Annotated in this window: 20 protein-coding genes; 12 read left to right on the forward strand and 8 right to left on the reverse strand. The window is 61.5% G+C overall.

Going from position 1 to position 26,631, the window contains the following annotated elements; genetic code table 11:
- Positions 1-44 precede the first annotated feature (44 nt).
- The 5 genes from HPY64_07470 to vanZ all read left to right on the forward strand — a co-directional run bounded on the left by HPY64_07470 (position 45) and on the right by vanZ (position 4,832).
- Entirely contained in the window at positions 45-383 is a 339-nt protein-coding gene (locus HPY64_07470) for a winged helix-turn-helix transcriptional regulator (GenBank protein ID NPV66967.1), read from the forward strand.
- A gap of 68 nt (positions 384-451) precedes the next feature.
- Positions 452-1,234 (forward strand): arsenite methyltransferase, encoded by a 783-nt coding sequence (gene arsM, locus HPY64_07475; protein NPV66968.1) that lies wholly within the window; start codon positions 452-454, stop codon positions 1,232-1,234.
- A 236-nt stretch (positions 1,235-1,470) separates the two neighbouring features.
- Positions 1,471-2,121, forward strand: coding sequence for a c-type cytochrome (locus tag HPY64_07480; protein ID NPV66969.1), 651 nt, complete (start codon positions 1,471-1,473; stop codon positions 2,119-2,121).
- Between the two features lie 175 nt (positions 2,122-2,296).
- Positions 2,297-4,201 carry an acetate--CoA ligase gene (gene acs, locus HPY64_07485; protein NPV66970.1) on the forward strand — a complete coding sequence of 635 codons (1,905 nt, stop codon included), beginning with the start codon at positions 2,297-2,299 and terminating at the stop codon, positions 4,199-4,201.
- A gap of 181 nt (positions 4,202-4,382) precedes the next feature.
- Complete coding sequence (gene vanZ / locus HPY64_07490; protein ID NPV66971.1) at positions 4,383-4,832, forward strand: VanZ family protein; 450 nt, start codon at positions 4,383-4,385, stop codon at positions 4,830-4,832.
- Positions 4,833-4,911: 79 nt separating this feature from the next.
- On the opposite strand, the gene HPY64_07495 is transcribed toward vanZ, so the two are convergent.
- Complete coding sequence (locus HPY64_07495) at positions 4,912-6,402, reverse strand: hypothetical protein (protein ID NPV66972.1); 1,491 nt, start codon at positions 6,400-6,402, stop codon at positions 4,912-4,914.
- A 138-nt stretch (positions 6,403-6,540) separates the two neighbouring features.
- Between HPY64_07495 and HPY64_07500 the strand changes: the two genes are divergently transcribed.
- Entirely contained in the window at positions 6,541-7,848 is a 1,308-nt protein-coding gene (locus HPY64_07500) for a glycosyltransferase family 1 protein (GenBank protein NPV66973.1), read from the forward strand.
- A gap of 274 nt (positions 7,849-8,122) precedes the next feature.
- Entirely contained in the window at positions 8,123-8,500 is a 378-nt protein-coding gene (locus HPY64_07505; GenBank protein ID NPV66974.1) for a methylglyoxal synthase, read from the forward strand.
- Between the two features lie 34 nt (positions 8,501-8,534).
- Here HPY64_07505 and HPY64_07510 read toward each other — a convergent pair whose 3' ends face one another.
- On the reverse strand, positions 8,535-9,260 hold the full coding sequence (locus HPY64_07510; GenBank protein NPV66975.1) for a hypothetical protein: 726 nt from the start codon (positions 9,258-9,260) through the stop codon (positions 8,535-8,537).
- Between the two features lie 39 nt (positions 9,261-9,299).
- Positions 9,300-9,779: a response regulator gene (locus HPY64_07515; GenBank protein NPV66976.1), complete on the reverse strand. Its 480-nt coding sequence runs from the start codon at positions 9,777-9,779 to the stop codon at positions 9,300-9,302.
- Between the two features lie 327 nt (positions 9,780-10,106).
- Between HPY64_07515 and HPY64_07520 the strand changes: the two genes are divergently transcribed.
- The 5 genes from HPY64_07520 (at position 10,107) to glgP (ending at position 18,901) form a co-directional block, all read left to right on the forward strand.
- Positions 10,107-11,399: a PAS domain-containing protein gene (locus tag HPY64_07520; GenBank protein ID NPV66977.1), complete on the forward strand. Its 1,293-nt coding sequence runs from the start codon at positions 10,107-10,109 to the stop codon at positions 11,397-11,399.
- Between the two features lie 59 nt (positions 11,400-11,458).
- Positions 11,459-13,267 carry a DUF1957 domain-containing protein gene (locus HPY64_07525; protein NPV66978.1) on the forward strand — a complete coding sequence of 603 codons (1,809 nt, stop codon included), beginning with the start codon at positions 11,459-11,461 and terminating at the stop codon, positions 13,265-13,267.
- Between the two features lie 56 nt (positions 13,268-13,323).
- Positions 13,324-14,781: a glycogen synthase gene (locus HPY64_07530; protein NPV66979.1), complete on the forward strand. Its 1,458-nt coding sequence runs from the start codon at positions 13,324-13,326 to the stop codon at positions 14,779-14,781.
- Positions 14,782-14,814: 33 nt separating this feature from the next.
- Positions 14,815-16,071, forward strand: a complete 1,257-nt coding sequence (gene glgC / locus HPY64_07535) for a glucose-1-phosphate adenylyltransferase (protein NPV66980.1) — start codon at positions 14,815-14,817, stop codon at positions 16,069-16,071.
- Positions 16,072-16,333: 262 nt separating this feature from the next.
- Positions 16,334-18,901, forward strand: coding sequence for an alpha-glucan family phosphorylase (glgP, locus tag HPY64_07540; GenBank protein NPV66981.1), 2,568 nt, complete (start codon positions 16,334-16,336; stop codon positions 18,899-18,901).
- A 79-nt stretch (positions 18,902-18,980) separates the two neighbouring features.
- Here glgP and HPY64_07545 read toward each other — a convergent pair whose 3' ends face one another.
- From HPY64_07545 to HPY64_07565, 5 genes are all read right to left on the reverse strand, one after another.
- Positions 18,981-20,219, reverse strand: a complete 1,239-nt coding sequence (locus HPY64_07545) for an ABC transporter permease (GenBank protein ID NPV66982.1) — start codon at positions 20,217-20,219, stop codon at positions 18,981-18,983.
- Between the two features lies 1 nt (position 20,220).
- The gene (locus HPY64_07550) at positions 20,221-21,456 is read right to left on the reverse strand and encodes an ABC transporter permease (protein NPV66983.1); all 1,236 of its coding nucleotides are present in this window, start codon (positions 21,454-21,456) and stop codon (positions 20,221-20,223) included.
- Complete coding sequence (locus HPY64_07555; GenBank protein NPV66984.1) at positions 21,449-22,369, reverse strand: ATP-binding cassette domain-containing protein; 921 nt, start codon at positions 22,367-22,369, stop codon at positions 21,449-21,451. The genes HPY64_07550 and HPY64_07555 overlap by 8 nt, the downstream gene beginning before the upstream one ends.
- Before the next feature lie 150 nt (positions 22,370-22,519).
- Entirely contained in the window at positions 22,520-24,316 is a 1,797-nt protein-coding gene (locus tag HPY64_07560; GenBank protein NPV66985.1) for a hypothetical protein, read from the reverse strand.
- Between the two features lie 103 nt (positions 24,317-24,419).
- Positions 24,420-26,570 (reverse strand): DUF1926 domain-containing protein, encoded by a 2,151-nt coding sequence (locus HPY64_07565; protein ID NPV66986.1) that lies wholly within the window; start codon positions 26,568-26,570, stop codon positions 24,420-24,422.
- Positions 26,571-26,631: the final 61 nt, after the last annotated feature.

A 26,631-nucleotide genomic window follows, 5' to 3' on the forward strand; every position in this document is an offset into this window, starting at 1 on the left:
GCAAATCCTTGACATATTGACAGTTATCTATATAATGTCCAGCCATGAACCTGGAGTCAGTCCTTTTCGCCAAAGCGATCGCCGACGAGACGCGGCAGGAGATCATGGGGCACCTGTGCTGCGTCTGGCTGAGCGTGAATGACGTGGTTGAACGGCTGGGAGGGCGGGTCAGCCAGCCCACCGTCAGCCACCACCTCAAAGTCCTGCAGGAAGCTGATCTGGTGCTCGTCCGGCAGGAAGGCCGCCAGCGATTCTATACGCTCAACCAGGCCCGGCTCACCGTGTGCTGTGGCACCCTGCTGCGCACCTTCGCGCCGGATTACGCCGGGAAAGCGCCGGTTATCCGCCCGGAAGTGATCGTGGGACCAGACGCCGACTCGTGAGGGGAGACCGCCTGCCTCTCTTTTTTTGGCGAAAAGCATTGATGAACATCTATACATTGGAGGGTATCATGACCGACCAGCGCAGTGCCATCCACGACGCCGTTCGCGATCACTATGCCGGGATCGCCCGCCAGGCCGACCCGGAACTGAAACTGAGCGCGGCCAGCTGTTGCGGCGATTCATCCGCCGGTTGCAGCTGCAGCTCGATGGTGTATGACCCGGCCCTGCTACAGAATCTACCCGCCAGTGTCACTGACCTCTCCCTCGGTTGCGGCGACCCGGTCACCATTGCCGCCCTCAGGCCCGGTGAGACCGTGCTGGACCTGGGCAGCGGCGGCGGGATTGACTGCTTTCTGGCTGCCCGGCAGGTCGGGCCACAGGGCCATGTGATCGGCGTCGATATGACACCGGAAATGCTGGAGCGCGCCGAGGCCAACCGGCTGCGGTTAGGGATGGCCAACGTCGAATTCCGCCGGGGCCAGATCGAGGCCCTGCCGGTTGAAGACGCCAGCGTTGATGTGATCATGTCCAATTGCGTGATCAACCTCTCCCCGGACAAAGCCGCGGTCTTCCGCGAGGCGTTCCGGGTGCTCAAGCCCGGTGGGCGCATTGCAATCAGCGATATCGTGACTGCAGGGGACTTCGGCGCTGAGCTGCAGGCACAACTTGACCACTGGGCAGAATGTGTGACCGGTGCGATCGATGTTGAGAGCTATACCGCTTTGATGCGCACCGCTGGGTTTGTCGAGATCACGGTCGTCGACAAAGCAGACGCAGACAGCATTATCACCCCCACTTCAGGCATGCCGCGTATCTTCAGCGCACGGATCACGGCGCGCAAACCGGCCTGATCCCCCGCCTGACTGGCAACCGGATAACCGCTGCCAATTGCCTCTCCAGCAACCTCACCCCTGGCCCTTCCGCCGCTCACAGAACGAAGCAGCACGAGGGGCAAGGGGTGAGGCTGCCGCTAAAATGACTGCTAGGTCTTACCTGTACCTCACAATCAATGCTGGCTGTTTTGGTCGGAAAGCGCTACACTCGCCGGGTGTGCTTCCTTGTGCGATGAACAAGCGAGGGTCCAGCTATGCCCTTTCAGCCCTTCAGCCGTGTCCTTATCCTCGTGATGATCACCCTGACCCTGACGGGGTGTGGCACTTTCGCTACGCCGGTAAGCGAGGTGCAACCCACCCGCGAGCCAGCTACCCTGGCCCCAGCCGTTCTACAGCGTATGACTCAGCCGGCAGAAGGCGCGGCCATCAGCCTGCAGCCAACCGCTACACCCACCGACATCCCGCCAACCGAGCTACCTCCCACCGCAACGCCAACGCAGGTACCCCCCACTGCAACGGCCACCGCCACCAGCACCCCTACCTCGATCCCACCTACAGCGACTCCAGCCAGCATCGGCGACGCGGTCAACGGAGAAGCGCTGTTCCGCAACGGCAAGGCGGCCGCGCCCGCCTGTGTCACCTGCCATATGATCGAGCAGGACACGATCCTGATCGGCCCTTCCATGGTGGGTATCGCTGCGCGTGCGGCGACCCGCGTCGAGGGTCAAAGCGCGGAGGAGTATCTGCGCCAATCGATCCTGGAGCCGAATGCCTACCTGGTGCCGAATACAGCAACAAACATCTTCGCTGCCGGCGGCAACAGCCTGATGTTCCAGCAATACGCTGATTACCTGACCGAGCAGGATGTCAACGACCTGATCGCCTACATGCTGTCGCTCAGGTAACATCCAGCGACTGCCCCCCGCCTGCCAGATTCGTCTAGCCCTGCCTCGAGTTGAGGCAGGGTTTTTTTGCTGTCGTCTGCGTGATCCATCTCTGAATCGCCATTTTCTGATAATGTCCATATAATACATAAGAATATCGTTATTGTGTTCTTTTGGTGTCCCGGAGCACTCCAAAATGACTGATATGCCCAGCAGCAACAATGACCACTGGTATAACCCGCCCGAAGACCTCGTCCGAAACGCCCACATCCCCGACTATGAAGCGGTCTACGCCCAGGCTCAGCGCGACCCGGAAGCCTTCTGGGCGGAGCGCGCCCGCGAACTGGACTGGTTTCAGCCCTGGGACAAGGTCCTTGACGATAGTCAGGCCCCGTTCTACAGGTGGTTTGTCGGCGGCAAGACCAACATCGCCCACAACGCCCTGGATCGGCACATCGGCACCTGGCGGGCCAATAAAGTCGCCCTGATCTGGGAGGGTGAGCCGGGCGATGTTCGCTCCTTCAGCTACTGGCGGATGTGGCAGGAAGTTAACCGCTTCGCCAACATCCTGCGCAGCATGGGCGTCCGCAAAGGCGATACGGTGACCATCTATATGGGTCGTGTCCCGGAGCTGGTCTTTGCCATGCTGGCCTGCGCCAAAATCGGCGCCGTCCATTCGGTCGTCTATGGCGGCTTCAGCGAGCAGGCCCTTGCCGATCGCATCGAAGACTCCAAGAGCCGCGTGCTGGTCACCTGTGACGGCGCCTGGCTGCGCGGCAAGATCGTGCCCCTCAAGGATACCGTTGACGAAGCGGTCCGGCGTTCCCCGATTGTCGAGCATATTATTGTCGTCAGGCGCACCGGGCAGGACGTTTACATGGAGTCCGGGCGCGACTACTGGTATCACGACCTGCGGGCGCTGCCAATTGCCGCCACCCGCGCCGAGACCGAAGTGATGGACTCTGAGGATCCGCTGTTCATCCTCTACACCAGTGGCACGACCGGCAAGCCCAAGGGTGTGCTGCACACCCACGGCGGCTACCAGGTTTATGTCAGCACCACGTTGAAGTGGGTATTCGACCTCAAAGATGAAGATCGCTGGTGGTGCGCTGCCGATCCGGGCTGGATCACCGGACACAGCTACATTGTCTATGCCCCGCTGATCCTGGGCGCGACCAGCTTCATGTACGAAGGCGCACCGACCCACCCCTATCCCAACCGCTGGTGGAAGTTGATCGAATACTACGGCATCACCATCCTCTATACCGCGCCGACGGCCATCCGCGGCCTGATGCGCTTTGGCGATGCCTGGCCCAGCCGCCACGATCTGAGCAGCCTGCGTCTGCTGGGCAGCGTCGGTGAGCCGATCAACCCGGAAGCATGGCGCTGGTACTACGAAGTGATCGGTCGAGGTCGCTGCCCGATCATGGATACCTGGTGGCAGACGGAGACGGGCGGCTTCATGATCACGCCGCTGCCCTCCGTCCGGCTCAAGCCCGGCAGCGCCACCCGCCCCTTCCCCGGCATTGAGGTGGACATCGTCGACGAGGCGGGGAATTCCGTCCCACCCGGCGTAGACGGCATGCTGGTGATCAAAAAGCCATGGCCTGCCATGTTGCGCACAGTCTACGGCGACCCACAGCGCTATATCGACCAGTACTGGAGCGCCTACCGCAAGCAGGGCTGGTACCTGGCCGGGGATTCCGCCCGCCGCGACAAGGATGGCTATATCTGGATCATCGGTCGCATCGATGACGTGATCAAGGTCAGCGGTTACCGGCTGGGCACGGCGGAGATTGAGTCCGGCCTGGTCAGCCACCCCGCCGTGGCAGAAGCCGCCGTGATCGGCGTGCCGGATGAGATCAAGGGCAACGCCATTTACGCCTATTGCCTGCTGGCCAAAGGCTACGCCGTCACGCCCACCCTGGAGCAGGAACTGAAGGAACACGTCCGCCACGAGGTTGGCCCAATCGCTGTCCCGGCCAGGATCGAGTTCGTGGATAGTCTGCCCAAGACCCGCAGCGGCAAGATCATGCGCCGCGTGTTGAAGGCGCGGGCGATGGGTCTGCCAGAAGGCGATGTGAGTACGATGGAGGAATGAGCATCTGCCCGCTGGAACGGGGCGCGTCAGGCCTGGATGCGCCCCGCAAGGCCCCCGTCAGGCGCTCATCAGGATGTCAGCGCCATAGCGCCGATTGAACCGCTACCGGGCGCATGCTACCCTCAGGGCAGTCAGGGAAACCCTGGAAACATCCGGGCTGCACCGGAGGGAGAACAGCGGAATGTGGTACATCACGCGGCGTTATCTCAGCCTGCTTGTGTGGCACTGGGGGCCGGTACTGGCGGCCATGCTAATGATGTTCGTCGCTTCCGCTCAGCCCAAGTATGGTCCACCGCCGGGAGCCAGCCCGTTTACGATCTACTTCTCCGGCGTGTTGCCGGTCTTCCCCGGCCTGTGGGAATTCCTGATCAAGAAGAGCGCCCATATGATCGCCTATGGCGTTCTAGCCCTGCTGCTGGCGCGGGCATTGGTTGCCTGGGGCGTGACCGCCCGCCGGGCAGCAATCCTGGCCGTGTTACTGGCCCTTGCCTACGCCTTGCTGGATGAAGCGCACCAGGCACTCGTACCGGGCCGCCATGCCTCGCTCACAGACATCGGTCTGGACGCAGCCGGAGCATCCCTGTTCATGATGGTGGGGCATTCCATCCGGAGGAAACAACCACTACCATAAGCCCGCAAGATCAGGGCACGGCGTTATCCTGCCGCGCCCTGATCATGTTTCCAGGCTCGTCTCTGTCGTCGCCTGGCCGCTAACGCCGGTTCAGGCGCAACTCGTACTTCCCGCCGTTGTACGCAAACTCACGCACCAGGATGGTATACGTGCCGCTGCCGGTCAACGTGAATTCCAGCCGCGAATCGTAGCCCTCGCTGGATCCGTCATCGTTATAGGCAACCTGCAGGTTCTGCGGATCGTACAGCGCCACAACCGGGTCAAAGCCGCTCCCGGCGTCGCTGGCTACCAGCTCAATCACCACCTGATCCCCGCTGCCGCCGCTGAAGGTCCAGCCATGCTGCTGGCCGGCGTCAAGTGTATCCCGCCGCGATTCGCCATAGCCCAGGCTGCCGCGCCCGATCACCCCCGCCGGAAGAGGCGAGCCGATAGCTTCAAAGCTCAGCACGCCGCTGGCATCCAGAGTCTGCAGCACCGGCGGCACACCGCCCGCCTCCAGCGTCCCGATCATCTCGGATATCCCACCTGCCTGCAGCGTTCCCATCACCGACTCGTCAATGGGAAAGCCCTCGGCCTGCAGAGTCGCCACAACCCCCGATGTATCGATCTGACTGATCACCTGCTGGGCGACATTGACGCCGATGGTCGGGAGCACATACGTCAGCGCCAGGCATCCCAGGCACACCAGCAGCACCAGCCCGCCTAGCACTGCCAGCAGGATGACGAGCGGGTTGGTGCCTTTCGTGGTCGCCGTCCGCGCAGTTGTAGCCGCGGGGCGCTGTTTTGCCTGGCGCGGCTGTGCCGTTCTGGCGCCTGGCCGGGACCCAGTCCCCGCCGCCGCCCCGAAAAGATCGCCTTCTGCCGGGCGCGGGCGGGTCTTGCGGCGGGGTGCCTCCGCCGCAGGCTGCCCCGCTGCGCTCTTCACAGCAAACGGGTCTTCTTCTGTTTCTGCCGCCGGCGGGCCAAAGCTCTGGGCCGGCCCAAAAGGATCGTAAGCCGGGGCAGCAGCCTGCCATTCCGTGGTCGGAGGCGCGAACGCAAACGGGTCTTCCTCGTCTGCAACGGGCGGGCCAAAGCTCTGGGCCGGGCCAAACGGATCGTATGCCGGAGCAGCGGCCTCGCGCTCCTGGGGCGAAGGTGCGAAGGCAAAGGGATCCTCCTCGCTTTCCTGCTCCGCCACTGTATACGACTCCACCGGTGGAGCGCTGGCTCCCGGCGCGGCAAACAGATCGGCCCCGGCGAACGGATCGGAAGCCGAATCTCCAGAGCCAAATTCGCCGGGTTTGGGTTCCGGCTCAGGCTCAGGTTCCGGGGCCGGGCGCGGATACAACTCGTTGATGCGGGCCAGCATCCGCTGCGCCTTTTCGTGGTCAGGACGCAGGCGTAACAGGGTCTCCAGCGCCTCGCGGGCGTCATCAGGATCGGTCAGAGCGTTGGCCATCAGCCACCACGCGTTGGCGTCCTGCTCATTGGCCTTCAGCACCGGCAGCAGCACCTGCACCGCCTCAGCACGCCGGTTGGCTTTGATCAGTTCAGCAGCCCGGCGCAATGATTCCATCGAATCAGTCATTGGATCATGCCTTTCGATTGAGTCGCCAGCCAGAGCAGCGACACCCTCGTTATGGCGCATTATAGGCAAATTGCACCTGCAGAGCTAACGCCGCCCGGCACCCGGACAACCACCGTTGTGTTAGCATAGAGACAGGCAGTGATACGGCAGGTTCTGGCCGGGATGCCCATGGATTTCCAGACTGTGTTATCTCCATCCAGTGATCGCACCGATTTATCCCCGCTGATTCCACAGCTCGGCGAGGAATTCAACCTTGCCCCGCCCGGTCCGGAAGTGACACTCGCCCCGGTGCGCCGGGTGATCCTGGTAGCCGAAGCCTTCCTGCCCAAATTTGACGGCGTATCCAAGACGGTGCTGATGACCCTGCGTCATCTGCAGTTGACCGGGCGGGAAGCGCTGGTCTTCGCCCCGGATACCGCCCCCGCCGCGATCGGCCCGACGCCGGTCATCCCGGTGCCTTCGCTGGGGATGCCGTTTTACCCGGAGTCGCGCGTCGCCCTGCCCAACCTGGGACTGCGCCAGTATCTGGACGACTTCCAGCCCGATCTGATTCATCTGTTCAGCCCGGCGCTGTTCTCGCTCACCGTTGCCCTCGCTGGCTGGGATCGTGGCATCCCCATCGTCGCCACCTATCAAACTGATCTGCCGGGCTACAGTGAGGAATACGGCTACCCTTTCCTGATCACGCCGATTCGTGAATGGCTCCGCGTTACCCATAATCTGTGCCACCTGACGCTGGCGCCTTCACAGGACACCCTCCGCCAGTTACGCGCCTGGAGGTTTCATCGCGTCCGTTACTGGGGACGCGGCGTCAACAGCCGCCGCTTTCACCCGGCCAGGCGTAGCACCGACGCTCGCCGCCGCCTGCTGGGCCAGCGCCCGGTTGAGTCGCTACTCTGCCTGTACGTTGGCCGCCTGGCCCGGGAGAAACACCTCGATCTGCTGCGACAGGTGGCCGAACTCCCCGGAGTCGCGCTGGCAATCGTAGGCGACGGACCGGCGCGCGCCGAGATCGAGAGCCTGTTCGCGGGTACGGAGACGGTCTTCACCGGCTACCTGTTCGGCGATGACCTGGCTGCTGCCTATGCCAGCGCCGATATCTTTGTCTTCCCCGGCACTCGCGAGACATTTGGCCAGGTGGTACTGGAAGCGCTGGCATCCGGGCTGCCGGTAGTCGTCCCCGCCAGCGGAGGCGTTACGGACCTGGCCGTTCCCGGCGAGACGGGCATCATCTGTTCGCCAACGGCGGAGTCATTCGCTGCTGCTGTGGGCCTGCTACGCGACCAGCCGGATTTGCGCTGTCGCCTGGCCGCGGGAGCACGCGCCTATGCCGAGGCGCGCCCCTGGGAACGAATCATGGCCCAGCTGGAAGGCTACTACGCCCATGCCGTGCAACTCAACAGGCGATGGCGGAGATTCCTGAGGGCAGGTCAACCGATTACGTAATCGAGGGTGAGGAATAAGCGGAGGCAATAGCAAAGCGCCGGAGCTTAAGGCCTTGAACCACATAACACAAAGTGGGTAGTCGTAAAACGACATGACCCTATCAATTGGTGTTGGTTCGAATCGCCCCGAATGCCCGGCGCTTCTACCTGTATTATACAATGATTTTCGGTTCGTGGTGTGCAGCATCCAATGGACGCGGCGCTATGCCCTGTGCGGCTCACATCAACCTGCTGCCGCGCCAGCCATAACATCAACCGGGAGGAGAATAATTGCCATGCCTGAAGCTAAAACCCTGGCTTTGATCGCCCATGACGGCAAGAAGGCGGATATGGTCGCCTTCGCCCTGGAGCATCGCGATATCCTGTCCCGCTATGAACTGGTCGCCACCGCCACCACCGGCCAGCTGCTGGCAGAGAAATGCGGACTGAAGGTGGAATGCGTGCTCTCCGGCCCACGCGGGGGGGATGCCCAGATCGCTGCACGGGTGGCGGAAGGGGTTATCGAGGCGGTTTTCTTCTTTATCGACCCGCTGGGCAAGCACCCGCACGACCCGGACATTCAGGGGTTGATGCGCATCTGCAACGTGCACAACGTACCACTGGCCACCAACACTGCCACCGCTGCCTTCATCATTTCCACCAAGGCGCTCTAGGGCGTTCTGGGGCAGACCCAGCCATATCGTCCGCTCAGGCCAGCCCTTCCATGATCGCCCGAACAGTAGCAACTGCGCGATCCGGTGAGATGCGATCGGCAGCCAGGTAATTGTCATGCAGGGCAGCCTGGACATTTGGCATGTGCGCCACCGGGATAACCGGCTGGCGGACAGTCACGGCAGTATCCGGATCAACCACGACAATCACCGCATAAACCGGTACGTTGGTGATCCCACGCTCAGCCAGAAAGACACGCAGGGCGTTGACATCACGGGCGGCTTCCTGAGTCGGATTCTCGCTGATTGGCTGCAGTTTGCCGCCTGAGTCGGCAAACCACAGGTTACGTTCCGAGTAGTAGGCGCCGGTGCGGCGGAAAAAGTAGAAGACCAGCACGCCGGGCGGGCCAATCAGCACGGCATCCACGTATCCCAGCCCGCGCCGCCCGATATTGCGGATGAAGGTGTAGCGATAATCCAGGAACCGGGCCAGATATTCCGCCATCCGCAGGGCGTGAGGATTGTCGCGGGGGAAGCGCAGGCTGCGCAGGATCAGTACTCCGGCAACCAGCAACACAGCCAGCCCGCTCACCAGCGCAGCACCCTTGAGAAACCCGTACCAGCCAGCGCTGGACAGGGGGATGACGACCAGCAGGAACCATGCGGCGAGTATCACCAGGCCGAACAGGGCCAACAGCATCCCACTTACCAGCAGTCGCCGGGCCTGGCGGGCCATAGCCTGAGTGGGCGAGATGTTCCGCATCGTCAGATACCCTTCTGCGCTGGCGACTACGGCATGCGACTACAGGGGAGAAGCTGAATCCGCCGGCTGGGCAGGTGGCATCTCGGCGGCTTCATCCGCACCTACTTCAGCCAGCGCAGCCCGCCGCTCCAGAATTCCTTCCAGCAGACGCTTGAACTCATCCGGGTGCGGCAGGGGCTTGTACAGGAGCATGTCTGCCTGGGAGATAGCCATCGCTTCGTCTTCTTCCGCAGGCGATATATGGTAGGCCGTGATCAGGCAAATCCCAATGTTGCCAAGGATGGGGCTTTGCCGAAGCCGGGCCGCAACTTCGATACCAGAAACGTCTGGCAGGCGGATGTCAATAATCGCCATTGGAGGGAGATCGGTCTGAATGCGCATGGCATCCACATCTTCGATCCAGGCGATGGCCTCGCTGCCATCCACAAAGGCAACGCCGTCGATCCCCCAGAATTCGAACATGGCCAGCAGCAACTCGTAGATGTCAGGCTCGTCGTCAACAACCATCCAGGTAGCCAAAGCGTGCTCCTTGCCCAGCGTGCTAGCCGGAGACTTCCCACCGCCGCAGGGAAGCGGTCTACAACGGCGACGATCGGAATGTTAGTTCAATCATAAAGAGGTATAGCTCTGGAGGCAAGCCGTACCTTGGCTGGATTGTCACGAACCTGAGACTTTCCCCTTGATCAGCCGGTTGTATCTCCTGCCATGCACTGGTAGTATGGTTAGTAGAACGTTTGCATGGGGGGAATGGCCTCCGTACGCTTTCTGACATCCTGTTCCATTGCCCAGGCGTCCAGGCGCTGCCCTATGCATCTGAACGCCGGACCCTGACCCGGAGAGGTGGCGGTGACAGACTCCCGGCCCCAATCACTGACCCTGTCAGCCCAGCAGCAGGAGGCACGCGGCATTTTCGGCTTTATCCGCACGCTTGGCACGATTAGCGAACGCCTTTTCCGTCGATCCTACCAGGAGCAAAGCGGGGCCGCCCTGACTCCCGCGGCTTCCCCGCCTGAACTCGGCAATCAGCTTCACCGCCGTGAAAGTCAGATCGAGCACCTGACGGCGGTCCTGGAGAATCTGGGCGAAGGCGTGATCATGCAGGATTCTGACGGCCGTATCCTGCTGATGAACAGAGCCGCCTACCAGATGCTCGGTAGCCAGAAAGCCTTCTGGGAAGGGCCGCTGGCCCGTCTGCACCAGCAGGCACAGAATGTCTCCGGGATATCCGCCGAGCTGGAGCCGCTGGGAGCGCCTATCCGCGCCGAGATCAACAACCGCGTCCTGGGCGCCCAGGTTGCTGCTGTCGCCGACAGCAGCGGTCAGATCATCGGCACGGTCATCGTCCTGCGTGATGTCACCCATGAAGTGCTGGCAGAGCGTCTCAAGGATGATTTCATCACCCAGATTTCCCACGAACTGCGCACGCCGCTGACCGCCATCAAAGGCATGAGCGATATCCTGCTCAGCCAGCCAGCCGATCGCCCCCCCAACCGCCGCTTTCTGGAAACCATCAGCCGCAACGTTGACGTGCTGGATCGGATGATCGTCGAGTTGCTGGACATTTCTGAGATCAGCGCCGGGACGTTCGCCGTCCGCCACGATGAGCTGGCTCTCGATGAAGTGATCTGGAGTGTCATTCGCGGTCTGCAACCGCGCTGGGAACGCGCCCGCCTGGAAATCCATGTCCAGAGTGTCCGCCCTGCGCAAGCTCGCATCCTGGGGGATAACCGGCGGCTGCGCTGGGCGCTGGGGCATATCCTGGAAAACAGCATCAACTACACGCTGCCTGGTGGGCGCATCATCGTCCGCTTCGGCGAGCTTCGCCAGGGGCGCATCCTGATCCAGGTTGAAGACACCGGTGTGGGCATCCGCGAGACAGACCTGCCGCACGTCTGCGAACGCTTCTACCGGGGTGAGGCTCGCACCCCCGACAATCGCCTGATCGACCCGCGTGGCCTGGGGCAGGGCCTGTACATTGCCCGCGCCGTGGCCGAAGCCCATGGCGGCTACCTGAGTCTGGAAAGCAAAGTCGGGGTGGGTACCCGGGTGACCCTGGCGCTCCCCACCGCCCTGGAGCCGCCACCCGACCCGGAAGCAACCGTCCGGCATCAGCCGTTGGCCCTGCCACCGGAACCCTGAGCGCACCTTCCGGGGCCTGCACATTCGAATGGTGAATACCAGTGTGAAGGGAGAGTGCGGTGAAACCGATCGGCGCGTTTACATTTGTTCTGCACAGCCATATGCCCTATGCGCGGCTGGCCGGGCGCTGGCCGCATGGCGAAGAGTGGGTACACGAAGCGATCTGCGAAACCTATATCCCTCTGCTCAACGCCCTGTATGACCTCGCCGAAGAGGGTGTCCTGTACCGCCTGACCATCGGCATCACCCCCATCCTGGCCGAACAACTCGCCGACCCCGACATCATCGATCATTTTGACGCCTTCATGGAAGAGAAGATTTCTGCTGCGCGGGCCGACATTCCGCGCTTCAGGGGGCAGGCGGCCCCGCCCGCGGTGGTCAACCCGACCGCCGCGACTGCTGCCCGGCTGGGACTGGAGGAAGAGGAACGCCGCGCTGAAGTCGTCCCCACCAGCGAGGCCAATCCCCACATGGCCTACCTGGCTGAGTGGTACCTGAGCTGGTTTGAGCTGATCAAGCGCAGCTTTGACGCCCGTTTCGGGCGCGATCTGATCGGGGCTTTCCGCCGCCTGCAGGATCAGGGCTACATCGAGATTCTGACCTGCGCCGCTACCCACGGTTACCTGCCACTGCTGGGTACGGACTCGGCCATCTACGGCCAGCTACGCGCCGGGATTGCCAGCTACGAGCGCCACTTCGGTCGCCGCCCTACCGGCATCTGGCTGCCGGAATGCGCCTATCGCCCCGCCTACTACACTGAGGACGGCCGCCTGCGCCCCGGCATTGAGCGCTTCCTGGCCGAGCAGGGCATCAAGGTATTCTTTGTGGAAACCCATACCATCACCGGCGGGCAGCCTGTAGGCGTGGCAGCAGGTGAGGTCATCGGGCCATACGGCGAGATCAAACGCCGCTATGTCATCCCCACCTCCACCGTGATGCCGGAGCGCTATGCCACCACGTTCAAGCCGTATTATGTCAGCGATACCACCAGTGGCGCGTACGCCGACCAGCACTCCGGAGTGGCCGCCATCGGCCGTAATAACCGCACCGGCCAGCAGGTCTGGAGTGCGGAATGGGGCTACCCCGGCGACCAAGATTACCGCGAGTTTCACCGCAAAGATCACATCAGCGGTCTGCAGTACTGGCGTGTCACTGGCCCGCGCGTTGACCTGGGTGGCAAAGATGCTTACCATCCCGACTGGGCGCAGTACAAGGTGCATCAGCACGCCGATCACTTCGCACACCTGGTGGAACAGGAATTACGCGCCTACGCCGACGGCTCTGGCGGCGACTTCGGGCTGATCGCCTCCAATTACGACACCGAACTGTTTGGTCACTGGTGGTTTGAAGGCGTGGACTGGATCCGGGAAGTACTGCGCCGGCTGGCGGCCAATCCGCTGGTGGAGCTAACGACCGCCACCCGTTTCATCACCGAGCATCCCCCGGTAGAAGTCCTGCACCTGCCAGAAAGCAGCTGGGGCGCTGGCGGCAACCACTTCACCTGGGACAATAGCGAAACGCATTGGATGTGGCAGCCAATCCATGAAGCCGAACAGCGCATGGAGCGACTGGCCGCAGCCCATCCTAACCCTGACCCGGCGACTCGTGACGTGCTCAACCAGGCGGCCCGCGAGTTGTTACTGCTGGAAAGCTCCGACTGGCCGTTTCTGGTCACCACCGGCCAGGCGGGCGGGTATGCCATCCAGCGCTTCAGCCAGCATGCCGAACGGTTCAACCGCCTGGCAGCAAGTCTGGAGTCAGGCCAGCCGGATGTCGCTGCTGCCGCGCAGTACTGGGAACTTGACCGGGTCTTCCCTGAGGCGGATTATCGCTGGTGGGCTTACCGCCCATCACCGGCGCACCCTTGAGCCAGGTGGCACTGACACGCCGGGCTGACATACGGACATAAGAGGGAGTCGCGCCTATGAATGTACTGTTTGTCGCCGCAGAAGCAGCGCCCTTCGCCAAGACGGGCGGCCTGGGCGACGTTGTCGGCAGCCTGCCCCGGGTCCTGCGCCAGCAGGGAATCGACGCCCGCGTGATGATCCCGCAGTACGGCATCATTAACTGGGAACGCTACAGGATTCAGCCGCTGTTCAGCTTCCAGTTGCCGCGTCGCACGGGCACGGCGGATGTTCATATCGCTTACACCGAGCACGAAGGAGTGCCGGTCTATTTCCTGGGCGGCTGGCCGTACTTCTCCGGCGGAGACTTCCTCTATACCACGGTCGAGTGGGACATCCCGCGCTACATCTTTTTCTCCCAGGCGGCGATGGGAGCCGCCTGGGAACTGGGCAACCGGCTGAGCTGGTTCCCGGATGTGTTCCATGTCCACGACTGGCACACGGCCCTGATCCCGTTTCTCATCTATGAAAGCCGTTACCATGACCGCTGGGCCAGGACAGCCAGCCTGATCACCATCCACAACCTAGGCTACCAGGGGTGGAACGCCGGGGGCTACCTGTGGGATGCTGGCGTCCCGCCGCGCACTCATCCTGATCTGGTTTACCAGGACAAAACCGATAACCTGTTTGCCATCGGGCTGGCTTACGCGGACGAACTGACCACGGTCAGCCCGCGCTACGCTGAGGAAATCCAGTATGCGTCCTTCGGAGAAGGGCTGGAGAACCTGATCCGCGCCCGCAACCGCGACCTGTACGGTATTCTTAACGGCATCGACACCGAACAGTTCAACCCGGCCACCGATCCGCATCTGGTTCGCAACTACTCGGTAGATACGCTCGACCAGCGGATCGAAAACAAGCGCGCTCTGCAGCGCGATTCTGGGCTGGAAGTGCGCGACGATGTCATGCTGATCGGCCTGGTGTCCCGCCTGGTGGAGATGAAGGGAATCGACCTAGCAGTGCCAGCCATGCGCCACCTGCTCACCACCGAGGATGTGCAGTTCGTGGCCCTGGGCACTGGCAAAGAATCGATTGAGAACAACGTCCGGCTGCTGGGCCATCACTTCCATTGGAAAGCGCGGACGACCATCGGGTTTGATGCGCGGCTGGCGCAGCGTATCTACGCCGGTAGCGACCTGTTCCTGATGCCCAGCCGCTACGAACCCTGTGGCCTCGGGCAGATGATCGCCATGCGCTATGGCGCCCTGCCGCTGGTTCGGGAGACGGGTGGACTGGCCGACACCGTGGAGAACTACGACGACGGTGACGCTGAGCACGGCACTGGCTTCCGCTTCCTGTGGGAAACGCCGGACGCCCTGCTGGGCACGCTGCGTTGGGCGCTCTATACCTACCGCCATCGCCCGGCGGCCTGGCGGCGGATGCAGGAGCGGGCCATGCGCCGCGACTTTAGCTGGCAAAAAAGCGCCGAGTTGTATGTTCAACGCTATGAACGGGCGCTGCGGAAAAAACGCACCTGATGGTCTGTTGGGAGTTCCGGAAGGAGAAAAACCGTGAAAGTCAAAGCCGTAATTCTTGCCGGTGGCGAAGGCACCCGCCTGAAGGTCCTGACGATCAAACGGGCCAAACCTGCTGTCCCCTTTGCCGGGAAGTACCGCATGATTGACTTTCCGCTGAGTAATTGCGTCAATTCCGGCATCTTTGACGTTCTTGTGCTCACTCAGTACCGGCCCCACAGCCTTAACGACCACATTGCACGTGGTCGCCCTTGGGACCTGGATCGCTCCTTTTCCGGTGGTATCCAGCTACTCCAGCCCTACAAAGGGCATTATGACACGGACTGGTACAGCGGCACCGCCGATGCGGTCACCCAGAACCTGAACTTTGTGCGGCGCGGCCTACCCGACCAAGTTCTTATTCTCTCCGGCGATCATGTCTACCAGATGAACTACAACAGCCTGATCCGCTACCACAATGAGCGCAACGCGGATGTCACCGTCTGCACGATCACGGTGCCGATTGACGAGGCCAGCCGCTATGGGATCGTTGACGTGGACGACGAATACCGTGTCAGGGCCTTTGTGGAAAAGCCTCCTGAGCCGCCAGGCAACCTGGCCAATATGGGCGTTTACCTGTTCAACCGCGATGTGCTGGAGACCTACCTGAACGAAGATCGCGTCATGCCGGGATCGAAGCACGACTTCGGGCGGGATATTCTGCCACGTATGGTCGCCACCAACCTGCGGGTCTACGCCTATCCTTTCGCCGGGTACTGGATCGATGTCGGGACAGTCGACGCTTACTGGTCGGCACATATGGATCTGCTGGAAATGCCCCCCTCGCTGGACCTTAACGACCGCACCTGGGTGATCCACACCCGCAGCGAAGAGCGGCCGCCAGTGCACATCCAGGCCGGCGCTACCGTGATCGACAGCCTGATCACGGATGGCTCCTTTGTCGGCAATGGCGCGGTCGTGGAACGGAGCATCCTCTCGCCCGGTGTGTATGTCGGGCCGGGCGCAGTCATCCGCGAATCGATCGTCATGACCGACAGCTATATTGATGCCGGGGCGGTGGTCGAGCGTTGCATCCTGGACAAGTATGTCTTTGTGGGCAAGAACGCCCGAGTCGGCGAAAAGCGGGATGTCGGTGACCTGGGCCTGACCCTGATTGGTAAGAACAGTCGCCTGCCGGAAGGCTTCCAGATCGGCTACAGCTGTGTGCTGGGCACCGATCTTTCTGAGGAAGACTTGCTGCGCCACTACCCCGGCAAGCAGATTCCAGCCGGCACCGAACTGGTGGAAGACTAAAACCAGGGCGCAACTCTTCCCTGCCTGAATCCGACTCCACAACAGACCTGCTTCAGCGGCGGCAGCCTTCACGCTACCGCCTTTGTGGTTGCCTGTCAGACGGCAGCCCGTCCCAAAACCGGAGAACAACCGTCATTTATCGATTCCATCCGAAGGGGCATCCGCCCTCATTCGTCAAAGTTGACCAATACTGCCGCTTGACCCTGACCTGTGGGCAGGCTATTCTTGGCAAGCACTGTCTACTCGCCGAATGGAGCACTTCATGATTCGACCTGTGGCGACCGTGGAAGTTACCCCCAAGCTCCCGGAGAAGTTGCAGGGTCTGCTTGAACTGGCCTACAACCTGCGCTGGAGCTGGGACCACGACACGATCAACCTATTCCGCCGGCTTGACCGCGAACTCTGGGAGCAAACGGAGCATAATCCCGTCCGAATGCTTGGCACCATCCAGCAGAGCAAACTGGAAGCCGCCGCGGAAGATGACGCCTTCCTGGCTCATCTCAGCCGGGTTTGGGATGATTTTGAGCATTACATGACCACGAAGAACACGTGGTATCGCAAGCGTTTTGGCGACTTTGACAAGCCATACATCGCCTACTTCTCCACCGAATTTGGCCTGACCGAGTGCGTCCGCAACTATTCTGGCGGCCTGGGCGTCCTCAGCGGCGATCATCTCAAGAGTTCCAGCGACCTGGATGTCCCCCTGGTTGGTGTGGGTCTGCTGTATCAGGAAGGTTATTTTCAGCAGTATCTGAGCGCGGACGGCTACCAGCAGGAAGCTTACCCGATCAACGACTTCAGCAACCTGCCGGTGCGTCGTGTGCTGGACAAAAACGGTCAGCCGCTCAAAATCAGCGTGCCCATGCCGGGCCGCCAGATGTACGCCCAGATCTGGAAGGTGCAGGTAGGTCGCATTCAGCTCTATCTGCTCGATTCCAACCTGACGGAAAACATTGAGGAAGACCGCGATCTGACCGATCGCCTCTATGGTGGCGACCGGCGCACCCGCATTCGCCAGGAAATCCTGATGGGCATCGGCGGTTTACGCGCATTGGATGCGCTGGGCCTGCGCCCGCTGGTCTGCCACATGAACGAGGGGCATTCCGCCTTTCTCTCCTTGGAACGCATCCTGCAGATGATCAAGGAGCGCGGCCTGTCCTTTGAGGAAGCGCTGTATATCACCAATGCGGGCAACATCTTCACCACCCACACCCCTGTCTCTGCAGGGTTGGAACGCTTCGGCTTTGACCTGATCGACGAGCATTTCACGCCCCTGTTCCGCGAACTGGGGCTGAGCCGCGAGCAGTTCATCGATCTGGGGCGGGAGAACATGGGCGGTTATGAGTTGTTCTCAATGCCGGTACTCGCCCTCAGGACATCAGCGGCGGCTAACGCCGTCTCCCGTCTGCACGGTGAGGTTAGCCGCAAGATGTGGCAATGGATGTTCCCACGCCTGCCCGAAGCGGAAGTGCCCATTGGCGCCATCACCAATGGCGTCCATGTCAAGACCTGGGTCAGCCAGGAGATGGCCGTGCTGCTGGACCGTTACCTCGGCCCGGCCTGGCGGGAAAACCCCGATGATCCTGACGTGTGGAAGAACATCGATCTGATCCCGGATGCCGAGTTGTGGCGCAGCCACGAGCGCCGCCGCGAGCGCCTGGTGGCCTTCGCCCGCAAGCGTCTGCGTCAACAACTGATCCGGCGCGGTGTTTCCCAGGCGGAGATCATAGCCGCCGGGCAGGCCCTTAACCCGGACGCGCTGACGATCGGCTTTGCCAGGCGCTTCGCCACCTATAAGCGGGCTACCCTGCTCTTCCGTGATATTGACCGCCTGATCCACATCCTCAACGATCCGGAGCGCCCGGTGCAGGTGATCTTTGCCGGCAAGGCGCATCCGCACGATATCGCCGGTAAAGAACTGATCAAGACTATCATCACCATGGCCCGTCGGCCAGAACTGCGCAACAAGATCGTCTTCCTGGAAAACTACGACATCACCATCGCCCGCTATCTTATCCAGGGTGTCGACCTGTGGCTGAACACCCCGCGCCGTCCAAAGGAAGCCAGCGGGACTTCTGGCATGAAAGTGATCTACAATGGCGGCCTTAACGCCAGCATCCTGGACGGCTGGTGGGCGGAAGGGTATGACCTCTCGCTGGGCTGGGCCATCGGCAGCGGCGAGGAATACGCCGAAGCTGAATGGGAGATGCAGGATCAGATCGAAAGCCAGGCGTTGTATAACCTGCTGGAACAGGATGTCATCCCTACTTTCTATACCCGCGGCCATGATGGCCTGCCAACTGCCTGGATCGCTAAGATGAAGGCCTCCATGCGCCAGCTCAGCCCGATCTTCAATACCCATCGGATGCTGCGGGAGTACACCGAGAAATACTACGTCCCGGCTCGCGACCGCTACTTGCGCCTGACCGAAAGCGATCTGACCAACGGGCGCGACTACCTCCGCTGGTGGCAACGCATCAAGAGCAACTGGGATCGTGTCGCCATCAAGCGCGTGGAAATCCCCACCGACGAACTGAAAGTCAGCGAGGAAGTCACCGTTCGGGCCTGGGTGGACCTGGCTAACCTGACGCCGGGAGATGTCAGTGTCCAGCTCTACGCCGGGCGGCTGGATACCGAGGGCTTCATTCAGAACGGACAATCGGTTGAAATGCAGGTTGCCGACCGTCGTGATGACGGCACTTATGAATACGTGGTGACCACCCACTACACCGAAAGCGGGGCGCGCGGCATCTCCGTGCGGGTGATGCCCCACCACGAATACCTGGATGGTATCTACCAGACCGGCATGGTGCACTGGGCGGTCGAGTAACCTAACCCTGCTTGCCAGATCACAAAAGCCCCTGTCAAGATAGGCAAACAGGGGCTTTTGTTTGCGCGCCTGCGGCGGCTTAACGCTCGCGAACCAGCTGTGGAATGTCACGCCAGCGCGGCAGATGCCCGGACAGCAGCACCTGTACCCGGAAGAGTCGTCCGGCCAGCCAGATCGCCCCGAAACCAGCCAGAAGCAGCAGCGCCAGGCCAAGCAACAACTGCCAGAGCGGCACAGTGGTCACCATCAGGCGCATCACCATCCCCACCGGCGCCGTCACCGGGAACAGACTCAACACCACCGGCAGCACGGCATTGGGCGTTTCCGCAAAGATAGCCAGGAAGTAGTAGGGTAGCATCGCCGGCAGGGTGAATACCACCGCCATTTGCGGCCCTTCCCGCATGGACGGGGCGATGGCTCCAACAGCGGCATACGCCCCGGCAAACAGCAGGAAACCGCCAATGAAGTACAGTAGTACCCACACGAGCATCTCCGGCGCCACAGCCAGATCGGAAAGCGACGGTATGATCGCGCCCAGTTGCCTCAGACCATACACCGCAACAATCCCCCAGACCACGATCTGGATCAATCCCAGCAGGCCGGAAGCCAGCACTTTGCCCGCCAGCAACGGCAATGGCCGCACTGAGGAGAGGATGATCTCCATCATGCGGCTCTCCTTCTCATAGATCACGCTACTCATCAGGTACCCGCCGGAGAAGAAGATGGCGATCGCCAGCAGCAGGGCAAACACGTACACCAGCACAAAGGACGAATCCTCGCTGCGGGCTACCGCCGCCTCCCCACTGGCAGCGACCTGATGCTCCACAATCACAATGTCAGAGCGCAGCCGCAGCGCCAGATCGCGATCCACGCCCTGCAGCAGCCGGTCCATCAGGAAAGCCTGAAAGAAGCTATCCCCCTGCATGCTGTTGATGCTCACCGAACGGATATAGCGCGTCACGTTGCCCGTATCCAGATAGTCAGCAGCGATCACATATACGGAATCGACCTCGCCGGCGCGCATCGCGTCCAGAGCCGAGTCCTCATCGGGGTAACGGATCAGCATTGAACCGAAAAGGCCGGGACTCTCGAACAGGCCGCTGTGATCCACATAGCCTAACTTCCCGGTGAAAGTCTCCTCCGTCTGCGCTTCCCCTCCGCTCTCCCGCTCACGGCTGGCCTGATAGTTCAGAAAAGCCTGTACACCCAGCAACCCCACCACCACCAGCACCGGCAAGATAAACGTCGTGAACAGGTAAGCCCGCCGCCGGAACTGATGCACAAACTCAAACTGGAAGACTTCCCACAAGTGGCGCATTTCAGCCAGCCTCCTGCGACGTTGTCAGCATTGACCGCCGCCCCTGCCGCAGCGCGTTGAGCAACTCCCGCAGCGACAGACGTTTGCCGTACATCAGCAGCCCGATCCGGAAGATCTGCGCCGCCACCCACACCGTCAGGAGGCAGGCCGCTGCCAGCAGGACGATACTCAGGATCACCTGCCAGCCCGGAACCGGCCCCATGGGTATACGCAACAACATAGCGATCGGCGCTGTCAGCGGGAACAACGACAGTGCAACCGGCACAGCGTCATTGGGATTCTGCATGAATAGCATGATCATCAAATACGGCAGCACAGCCGCCAGCGTGATCACGCTGGCGAACTGGCGGCCTTCCTGCTCTGCCGTGACTACCGCGCCGATGCCAGCCATAATCGAGGCTACCAGGAAGTAACCCAGCACCAGGTAGACCAGTCCGATTGCTAGGTAGCCCGGATCCAGGTAAAGCGATTGCAGAAAGGCACTCTCCGGCTGGCTCTTGATCAGCAGCGCCCCGCCGATGCCCCACAGAACGACCTGCGTCAGCCCCAGCGCGCCCAGCCCCAGCACCTTGCCCCACAGCATCTCCAGCGGCGTGCAACTGGTGATCAAGATCTCCATCATCCGGCTCTCTTTTTCCTCCACCACGCCGGACATCAGGAACTGAGAGGTGGTATTGACCGCCATGAGAAAGATGAGGCTAAAGACAAGTGGCGACATGAAACGGCCCAGAAAGGCGTCAGTGCTGGAAAGTTCCGCGCCGGTATCCAGCTCAATTACGGTCAGGTCCAGCGGGTTGCGCAGGCGTTCCACCGGCAGTTCCGGCGGCGCCAGGCGAGCCAGGTTGGCCTGCACAAAGTCGGCGAACTGGTCTTCAATGCCATCGGGGACGCTCTCCAGCGTATAAGCTTCCGCCACTCCTGTTTTCAGGAAGTTTTCCGGCAGCACAAAATACGCGCCAATGCGCTTATCCAGCAGGGCTGCCTGCGCCGATTCGACATCAGCGAACGCCTGATACTCTTCCGGCTTTTCCACCGCCTCGTTCAACACACCGGTCTGATCCACATAACCGATGTTTCCCAGCTGGCCGGTGCCAGCAAACGTCGTGTCGGAGATCGCAAAAACCACGAACATCATGACAAACGTAAACAGCGGGACACCGAACGCCGTGAACAGGAACGAACGCCGGCGGAAGTTGTACCAGTATTCGCGCCGGGCAATCAGCCATATCTTACGCATTGTTGTTCCTGCCTCCCACGACCTCAATGAAAATCTCGGTCAGGCTTGGCACGGCCAGGCTGAAGCTGCTGACGTGATGATCCGGACTGATGGCCAGACGATGCATGATCTCAGCGGCGGTCACACCCTCCGCCAGTTGCAGGGTGAACTCCCGCCCGCTATCGTTGACCGTTACCCGCTCCACGCCATCAATAGTTGACCAGTCGCCCCGGCCCCGTACCACCACAGCATTGTGGGCAAAGCGGCTGCGCACTTCGTCCACCGGCCCATACAGCACACAGCGCCCGTGATCGATCATCAGCAGGCGGTCGCCCATCTCTTCCACCTGGTGCATCTGGTGGGTGGACATCAGGATGGTTGCCCCGCCATTGCGCAGTTCCAGCAGCATATCCTTGAGCGTCTGGGTGTTGACCGGGTCCAGACCGCTGAATGGTTCATCAACGATGATCAGCTCTGGCCGGTGCAGGATCGTGGCGATAAACTGCACCTTTTGCTGCATACCCTTACTTAGCTCGCTGACCTTTTTGTTGCGGTACTCGCCCAGTTCCAGCCGCTCCAGCAGGCGAATCGCTTGCTGGCGGGCGTCCGCCGCACTCATTCCCTTCAAGACGCCCAGGTAACCCAGCAGTTCCAGCAGCGGCACGCTCTTGTACAGGCCGCGCTCCTCCGGCATATAACCAATGCGGCTCTTGGTCGCCTCCGTCAATGGCCCGCCCAGTACGGTAATCGTGCCCGAATCGGGCTTCAGGATGTCCAGAATCATGCGCATGGTCGTCGTCTTACCCGCGCCGTTCGGCCCCAGGAAAGCGAAGATCTCCCCCTGCCTGACCTCAAAAGTCAGATCATCAACGGCGCGGTGACTGTTGTACGTTTTGGTGACGTGGTTAACAGCAATCACCGTAGTCCCTGCCATAATGACTTCCCCCTCTTCAGCATACGGCTCTTCCCGCGCTAACTTCTTCCGGGTCGCCACCCCATCTTAGCATGCCTGCCAGGAACGCTCACCCCCAATTCTGGTGGGATCGGCGGCTACCAAAGTATCTATACGCAAAACCCCCACGAATCATTCGCTTGCGGGCAAGGATTCTGCACCGGTCAGGTTCATCGCCGCCAACGCCTCAGTCATAGCTTCCTCAAAGGCCCCCAACACTGGTGCGACATCTGCCGGAGCGGGGTCGGCGGGGTAGGCCTGCCGCCAGATCTCATTCACCTCCACGGCGTTGACCTCCCGGCGCAGCCAGTTCTGGAAGTGTACCGCCTTGATCTCGTCATACTGGTCAGGCGTCAGCATCTGTACACGGCTGTCCAGCACCTGGATCACGTGGTAGCCATATTCCGTTTGTACCGGCCCGATCAGGTCCCCCACCGCCGCAGCAAGGACCGCTTCGGCAAACGGCTCCGGCATCTGGTCGGCGGTCAAAAAGCCCAGGTTGCCGCCATTGCCCCGGGCATCTGTATCGATAGAGAGTTCGGCGGCCAAAGCTGCGAAATCCTCGCCAGCCGCCAGCCGTTCCAGCACCTGCCGGGCCTCCTCCTCAGTTTCTACCAGAATGTGACGTGCATGGACACGGTTCACCTGACGGTCAGTGATCTGCAGTACGTTGAAGCCGTCCGCCGATTGCAGCGGACCAACCACCTGCCCCACTTCTGCGCCAGCGATCGCCATTCGCCAGGCAGGCAACAGATCGCCGGGGCTATAGAATCCGATATCACCGCCATCCGCCGGAAACAGCGACAGTTCTTCCACCAGCGCAGCGAAGTCCTCTCCGGCGGCCAGCCGGTCAAGCACGGCCTGCGCCTCCGCTGTACTGGCTACCACGATCCGCTGCAGCCGGTAGGCGTCTTCCTGTTCCAACACCTGAATCACGTGGAAACCGTATTCCGTCTGGATCGGGCCAACTATCTCGCCTACCTCTGCGCCAAAAGCGGCTTCCTCAAACGCAGTCACCATTTCCCCGCGCCCGAAGAAACCCAGATCGCCGCCATTGCCACGGGCATTCTCATCCAGCGAACGCTCGCGGGCCAGGGCCTCAAAATCCGCGCCAGCCGCCAGTTCGTCCAGAATGGCCTTTGCCTCGTCCTCGGTGGCCACCAGGATGTGCCGCACGTTCACCGCCCGCGGGTCAACCTGCGCCTCAGCGCCCATCGCCTCAACCAGCGCTTGCTGTTCGCTGCGGACAGTCAGCTTGAAACGCAGGTCAGCCTCGCTGATCGCCGTGTACGGCGCGATCCGGGCCAGGTAAGCGTCGCGGGCGGTTTCAAAACCCGCCGGAAGGCTGCCATCACCGGCAGGCGACAATCCCACCAGATTCAGCCACAGGTTGTTATAGAGGGCGGTATTGGCTGGCAGGCCGCGATCTTGATACTCCCGGTGCATGATTCGCTCGCGGATCATCATCGTCAGGACGGCACCGGCGAATTCCTCTGCTCTGGACAGGGTATAGAGTACGCCGATAACCGTTGGCGACATCGCCTCCCGGGGATTGGCGACCGTTTCCGGCGTCAGGCCAGCGACAGCGATATTCTTGCTCAGGGCATCCAGCGCCAGCCAGCGCTCGTACCGCACCCGTTCGCGGAACTCGGCGACAGTGATCTCATGCCCGGCGACGCTGGCAATAACCGCCCGCGGGTCGATCGACGGGTCGTCAGTCGGGCGAACATATGGCGTTGGCGACGGGCCGGGTGTGGCTGTCGGCGGCACACGGGCGGCAGCAGTAGCTGTCTGCGCTACAAAGTAGGCGGTCGCCGCAGCGGCCGTTTCTTCCGCGCCGCTGATCGTCACGCGAGGCCGTTCCACTGCACAGGCTGTCAGCAGAGCCGCCAGCAGGATCATCGAAACCAGAACAGGGATGCGTTTCACAGCGCCAATCTCCAGAGATACCAGAACCGGAACAAAACAGCGGGGCAGGCCCAGGCCCGCCCCTCTGCAAACCACTGCGATGGTCGTAACGCTTGCGGTGGGATCACCCCAGCAGACGGGCCTGCAGCACCATACCCACCTGCCACTCCTCACCCGGTTCCAGATGCAATGGCCACCACGGCAGGAAGATCGTCCCCTGGTAGCCACGCTCAAAACCGGCTTCAGACAGGGTGACTGTCTCCAGCGGGAAGCGCCACAGGGTCGCCGGACGGGAGAGAACAACATCCGTGCGCAGACTGCGCAACATGCTGGTCGCGCTGAAGTCGGTCACTGCCGGGTGTTCCGTCACGTCCAGCAGGGACATCCGGCGGCCATCCAGCTCAAAGACGCAGTGCTCGGTATCAGCGCCGCCATCATAGGCCAAGGCCAGCTCCACGCCAAAGCGAATGTCAAAAGGCTGCGCCGACTGATTACGGATAGTGTATAGCGCCTCGATCTTGTTCTCATCGCGCGGGATGCGGAAGCGCTTGGAAACCAGCACCGGCAGGTGCGCCTGCCCGATCCAGACATGGCCATCCCGCCACAGATGCAGGTTGGCTACCTCACCGCCAACTTCCCATTCGGCCTGGTAAGGCAGGATGACGCAATCCCCCTGCTCTGGATAAGCGGAGCGGTAGAAGCCCTGCAGGGTGGCGTCTTCCCGCAGGAAATGGTCGATAAACGAACCACGGGTATACCAGTCTGCGATCAGGTACTGCTCGATGCCCGGCTCTTTGACCCGGATGCAATCCACTGGCAGGGTGTCGTAATCGACATTCTCGCCGACAACTACCAGCCGACCTTCCGCTGCCGCGGTCACCAGATCCTGGTGATATCCCTCGTCACGGCGTGTCATCAGGTTAATCAGGTTATACTTCGCCGGACGATGATCCCACTCTTTGAGTGCGCCGCCATAGGCCAGGTCAAAGATCATCAGGGTCTGCGGGCCACGCAGGACCAGTTCCTGCTGATTGTCCAGGTTGACATCCATCTTCTGGACGGAAAGCGGCGGGTTTTCCCCTTCGGCCAGCATCTCGGCGGCGATCAGGTTGGCGTAATTGGCCACACGGAAGTGGAACAGGTAGATGCCCCCAAACACGCCGTGCCAGTAGGCATCATTGCTCTGGGCCGCCCAGAGCAAATCCAATGCCAGGTCTTTGTCCGGCCCGTCCGGCATCGCGTGGACGCTGCGGCTGATGTGCAGCGCCCGTTTGTGCATCCGGTTGATCTCTTCATACTTGACCATGAAATTACGCCAGATGCCACCCCGGACAAAGCGCAGAAGCTGGTCGTTGCGCTCCCGGCGCAAGTCCTGCACGATATTGCGCAGGGCGTATTCCTGGGCCGGGGGCAAGGCCCATTCGCCCATCTCCCGGTAACTGGCAGCCGGTAGATAGGCCCGCCCCAGCGCCGGGAAGCGATTCATAAACGCGCCCGGTGTGATCGTCTGCAACCAGTCACGATTGGCATCGATGGCCGCAAACAGCGCCTCCATATAGCCGCGCTGCCAGCAATGCTCATACGTGCCCGGCCACACGCCGAACTTCTCGCCATCCTCGCCCATAAAGACCAGCTTGGGCTGGAGCCGCCGCAGATCGCCCTGTGACTGCTCCCGCAACCAGGCGATGTTTTCCTCGACGCTACGCCAAGGAATGCTATAGCGCAGAACGCTCAGGGTGGGGAAGACGGCCAGTTTGTGTCCCTGTTCCTCAGTGACGTAATAGCCAAAGAGGTCTTTGTCCTTGTCAAAGCCAACTTCCTCAAAATGCGCGTCATCCACGATCACGTACCTGGCCCCGGCCTCGGCCAGCGGTTTGGCCAGGTGCGGCTCCCAGACGCGTTCAGCCAGCCATAACCCGGCCGGTTCCGTGCCGAACCAGCGGCGGACGGTCTCGGTTAGCTTCTGAATCTGTCCGATCTTGTCCGCGTCTGGCAACGCCGCCAGGATCGGCTCGTAGTACCCGCCGGTTAGAATCTCCACCTGGCCGCGTTCTACAAGCCCCCGGACACGCTCCAGAAGCTCCGGGTAATGCTCCGCCAGCCATTCCAGCAGGCTGCCAGAGAAATGCAATCCAACCTGGATGCCAGGATGGCGCTCCAGCAGCTCAATCATCGGCAGGTAAGCTGCGTGGTAGCTCCGCTCATAGACAAAATCGAAGTTCCCAATGGACTGATGATTGTGAAATACCAGCGACAGATACATCGGATTAGACATGCGATTTACTCCGGCGCAGGCGAGATCCGAGCGGCGGGGATTGTAACATGGCAACACGCCC

The organism is Anaerolineae bacterium, from assembly GCA_013178165.1.
GTDB lineage: Bacteria > Chloroflexota > Anaerolineae > Aggregatilineales > Ch27 > Ch27.

Excerpts from the sequence above, each read along its gene's own strand:
- HPY64_07550 (NPV66983.1), bottom strand. The coding sequence starts at position 21,456 with ATGCGTAAGATATGGCTGATTGCCCGGCGCGAATACTGGTACAACTTC.
- glgP (NPV66981.1), top strand. The coding sequence starts at position 16,334 with ATGATTCGACCTGTGGCGACCGTGGAAGTTACCCCCAAGCTCCCGGAG.
- vanZ (NPV66971.1), top strand. The coding sequence starts at position 4,383 with ATGTGGTACATCACGCGGCGTTATCTCAGCCTGCTTGTGTGGCACTGG.
- HPY64_07565 (NPV66986.1), bottom strand. The coding sequence starts at position 26,570 with ATGTCTAATCCGATGTATCTGTCGCTGGTATTTCACAATCATCAGTCC.
- HPY64_07545 (NPV66982.1), bottom strand. The coding sequence starts at position 20,219 with ATGCGCCACTTGTGGGAAGTCTTCCAGTTTGAGTTTGTGCATCAGTTC.
- HPY64_07505 (NPV66974.1), top strand. The coding sequence starts at position 8,123 with ATGCCTGAAGCTAAAACCCTGGCTTTGATCGCCCATGACGGCAAGAAG.
- HPY64_07470 (NPV66967.1), top strand. The coding sequence starts at position 45 with ATGAACCTGGAGTCAGTCCTTTTCGCCAAAGCGATCGCCGACGAGACG.
- arsM (NPV66968.1), top strand. The coding sequence starts at position 452 with ATGACCGACCAGCGCAGTGCCATCCACGACGCCGTTCGCGATCACTAT.
- HPY64_07555 (NPV66984.1), bottom strand. The coding sequence starts at position 22,369 with ATGGCAGGGACTACGGTGATTGCTGTTAACCACGTCACCAAAACGTAC.
- HPY64_07510 (NPV66975.1), bottom strand. The coding sequence starts at position 9,260 with ATGCGGAACATCTCGCCCACTCAGGCTATGGCCCGCCAGGCCCGGCGA.
- HPY64_07480 (NPV66969.1), top strand. The coding sequence starts at position 1,471 with ATGCCCTTTCAGCCCTTCAGCCGTGTCCTTATCCTCGTGATGATCACC.
- HPY64_07530 (NPV66979.1), top strand. The coding sequence starts at position 13,324 with ATGAATGTACTGTTTGTCGCCGCAGAAGCAGCGCCCTTCGCCAAGACG.
- HPY64_07495 (NPV66972.1), bottom strand. The coding sequence starts at position 6,402 with ATGACTGATTCGATGGAATCATTGCGCCGGGCTGCTGAACTGATCAAA.
- acs (NPV66970.1), top strand. The coding sequence starts at position 2,297 with ATGACTGATATGCCCAGCAGCAACAATGACCACTGGTATAACCCGCCC.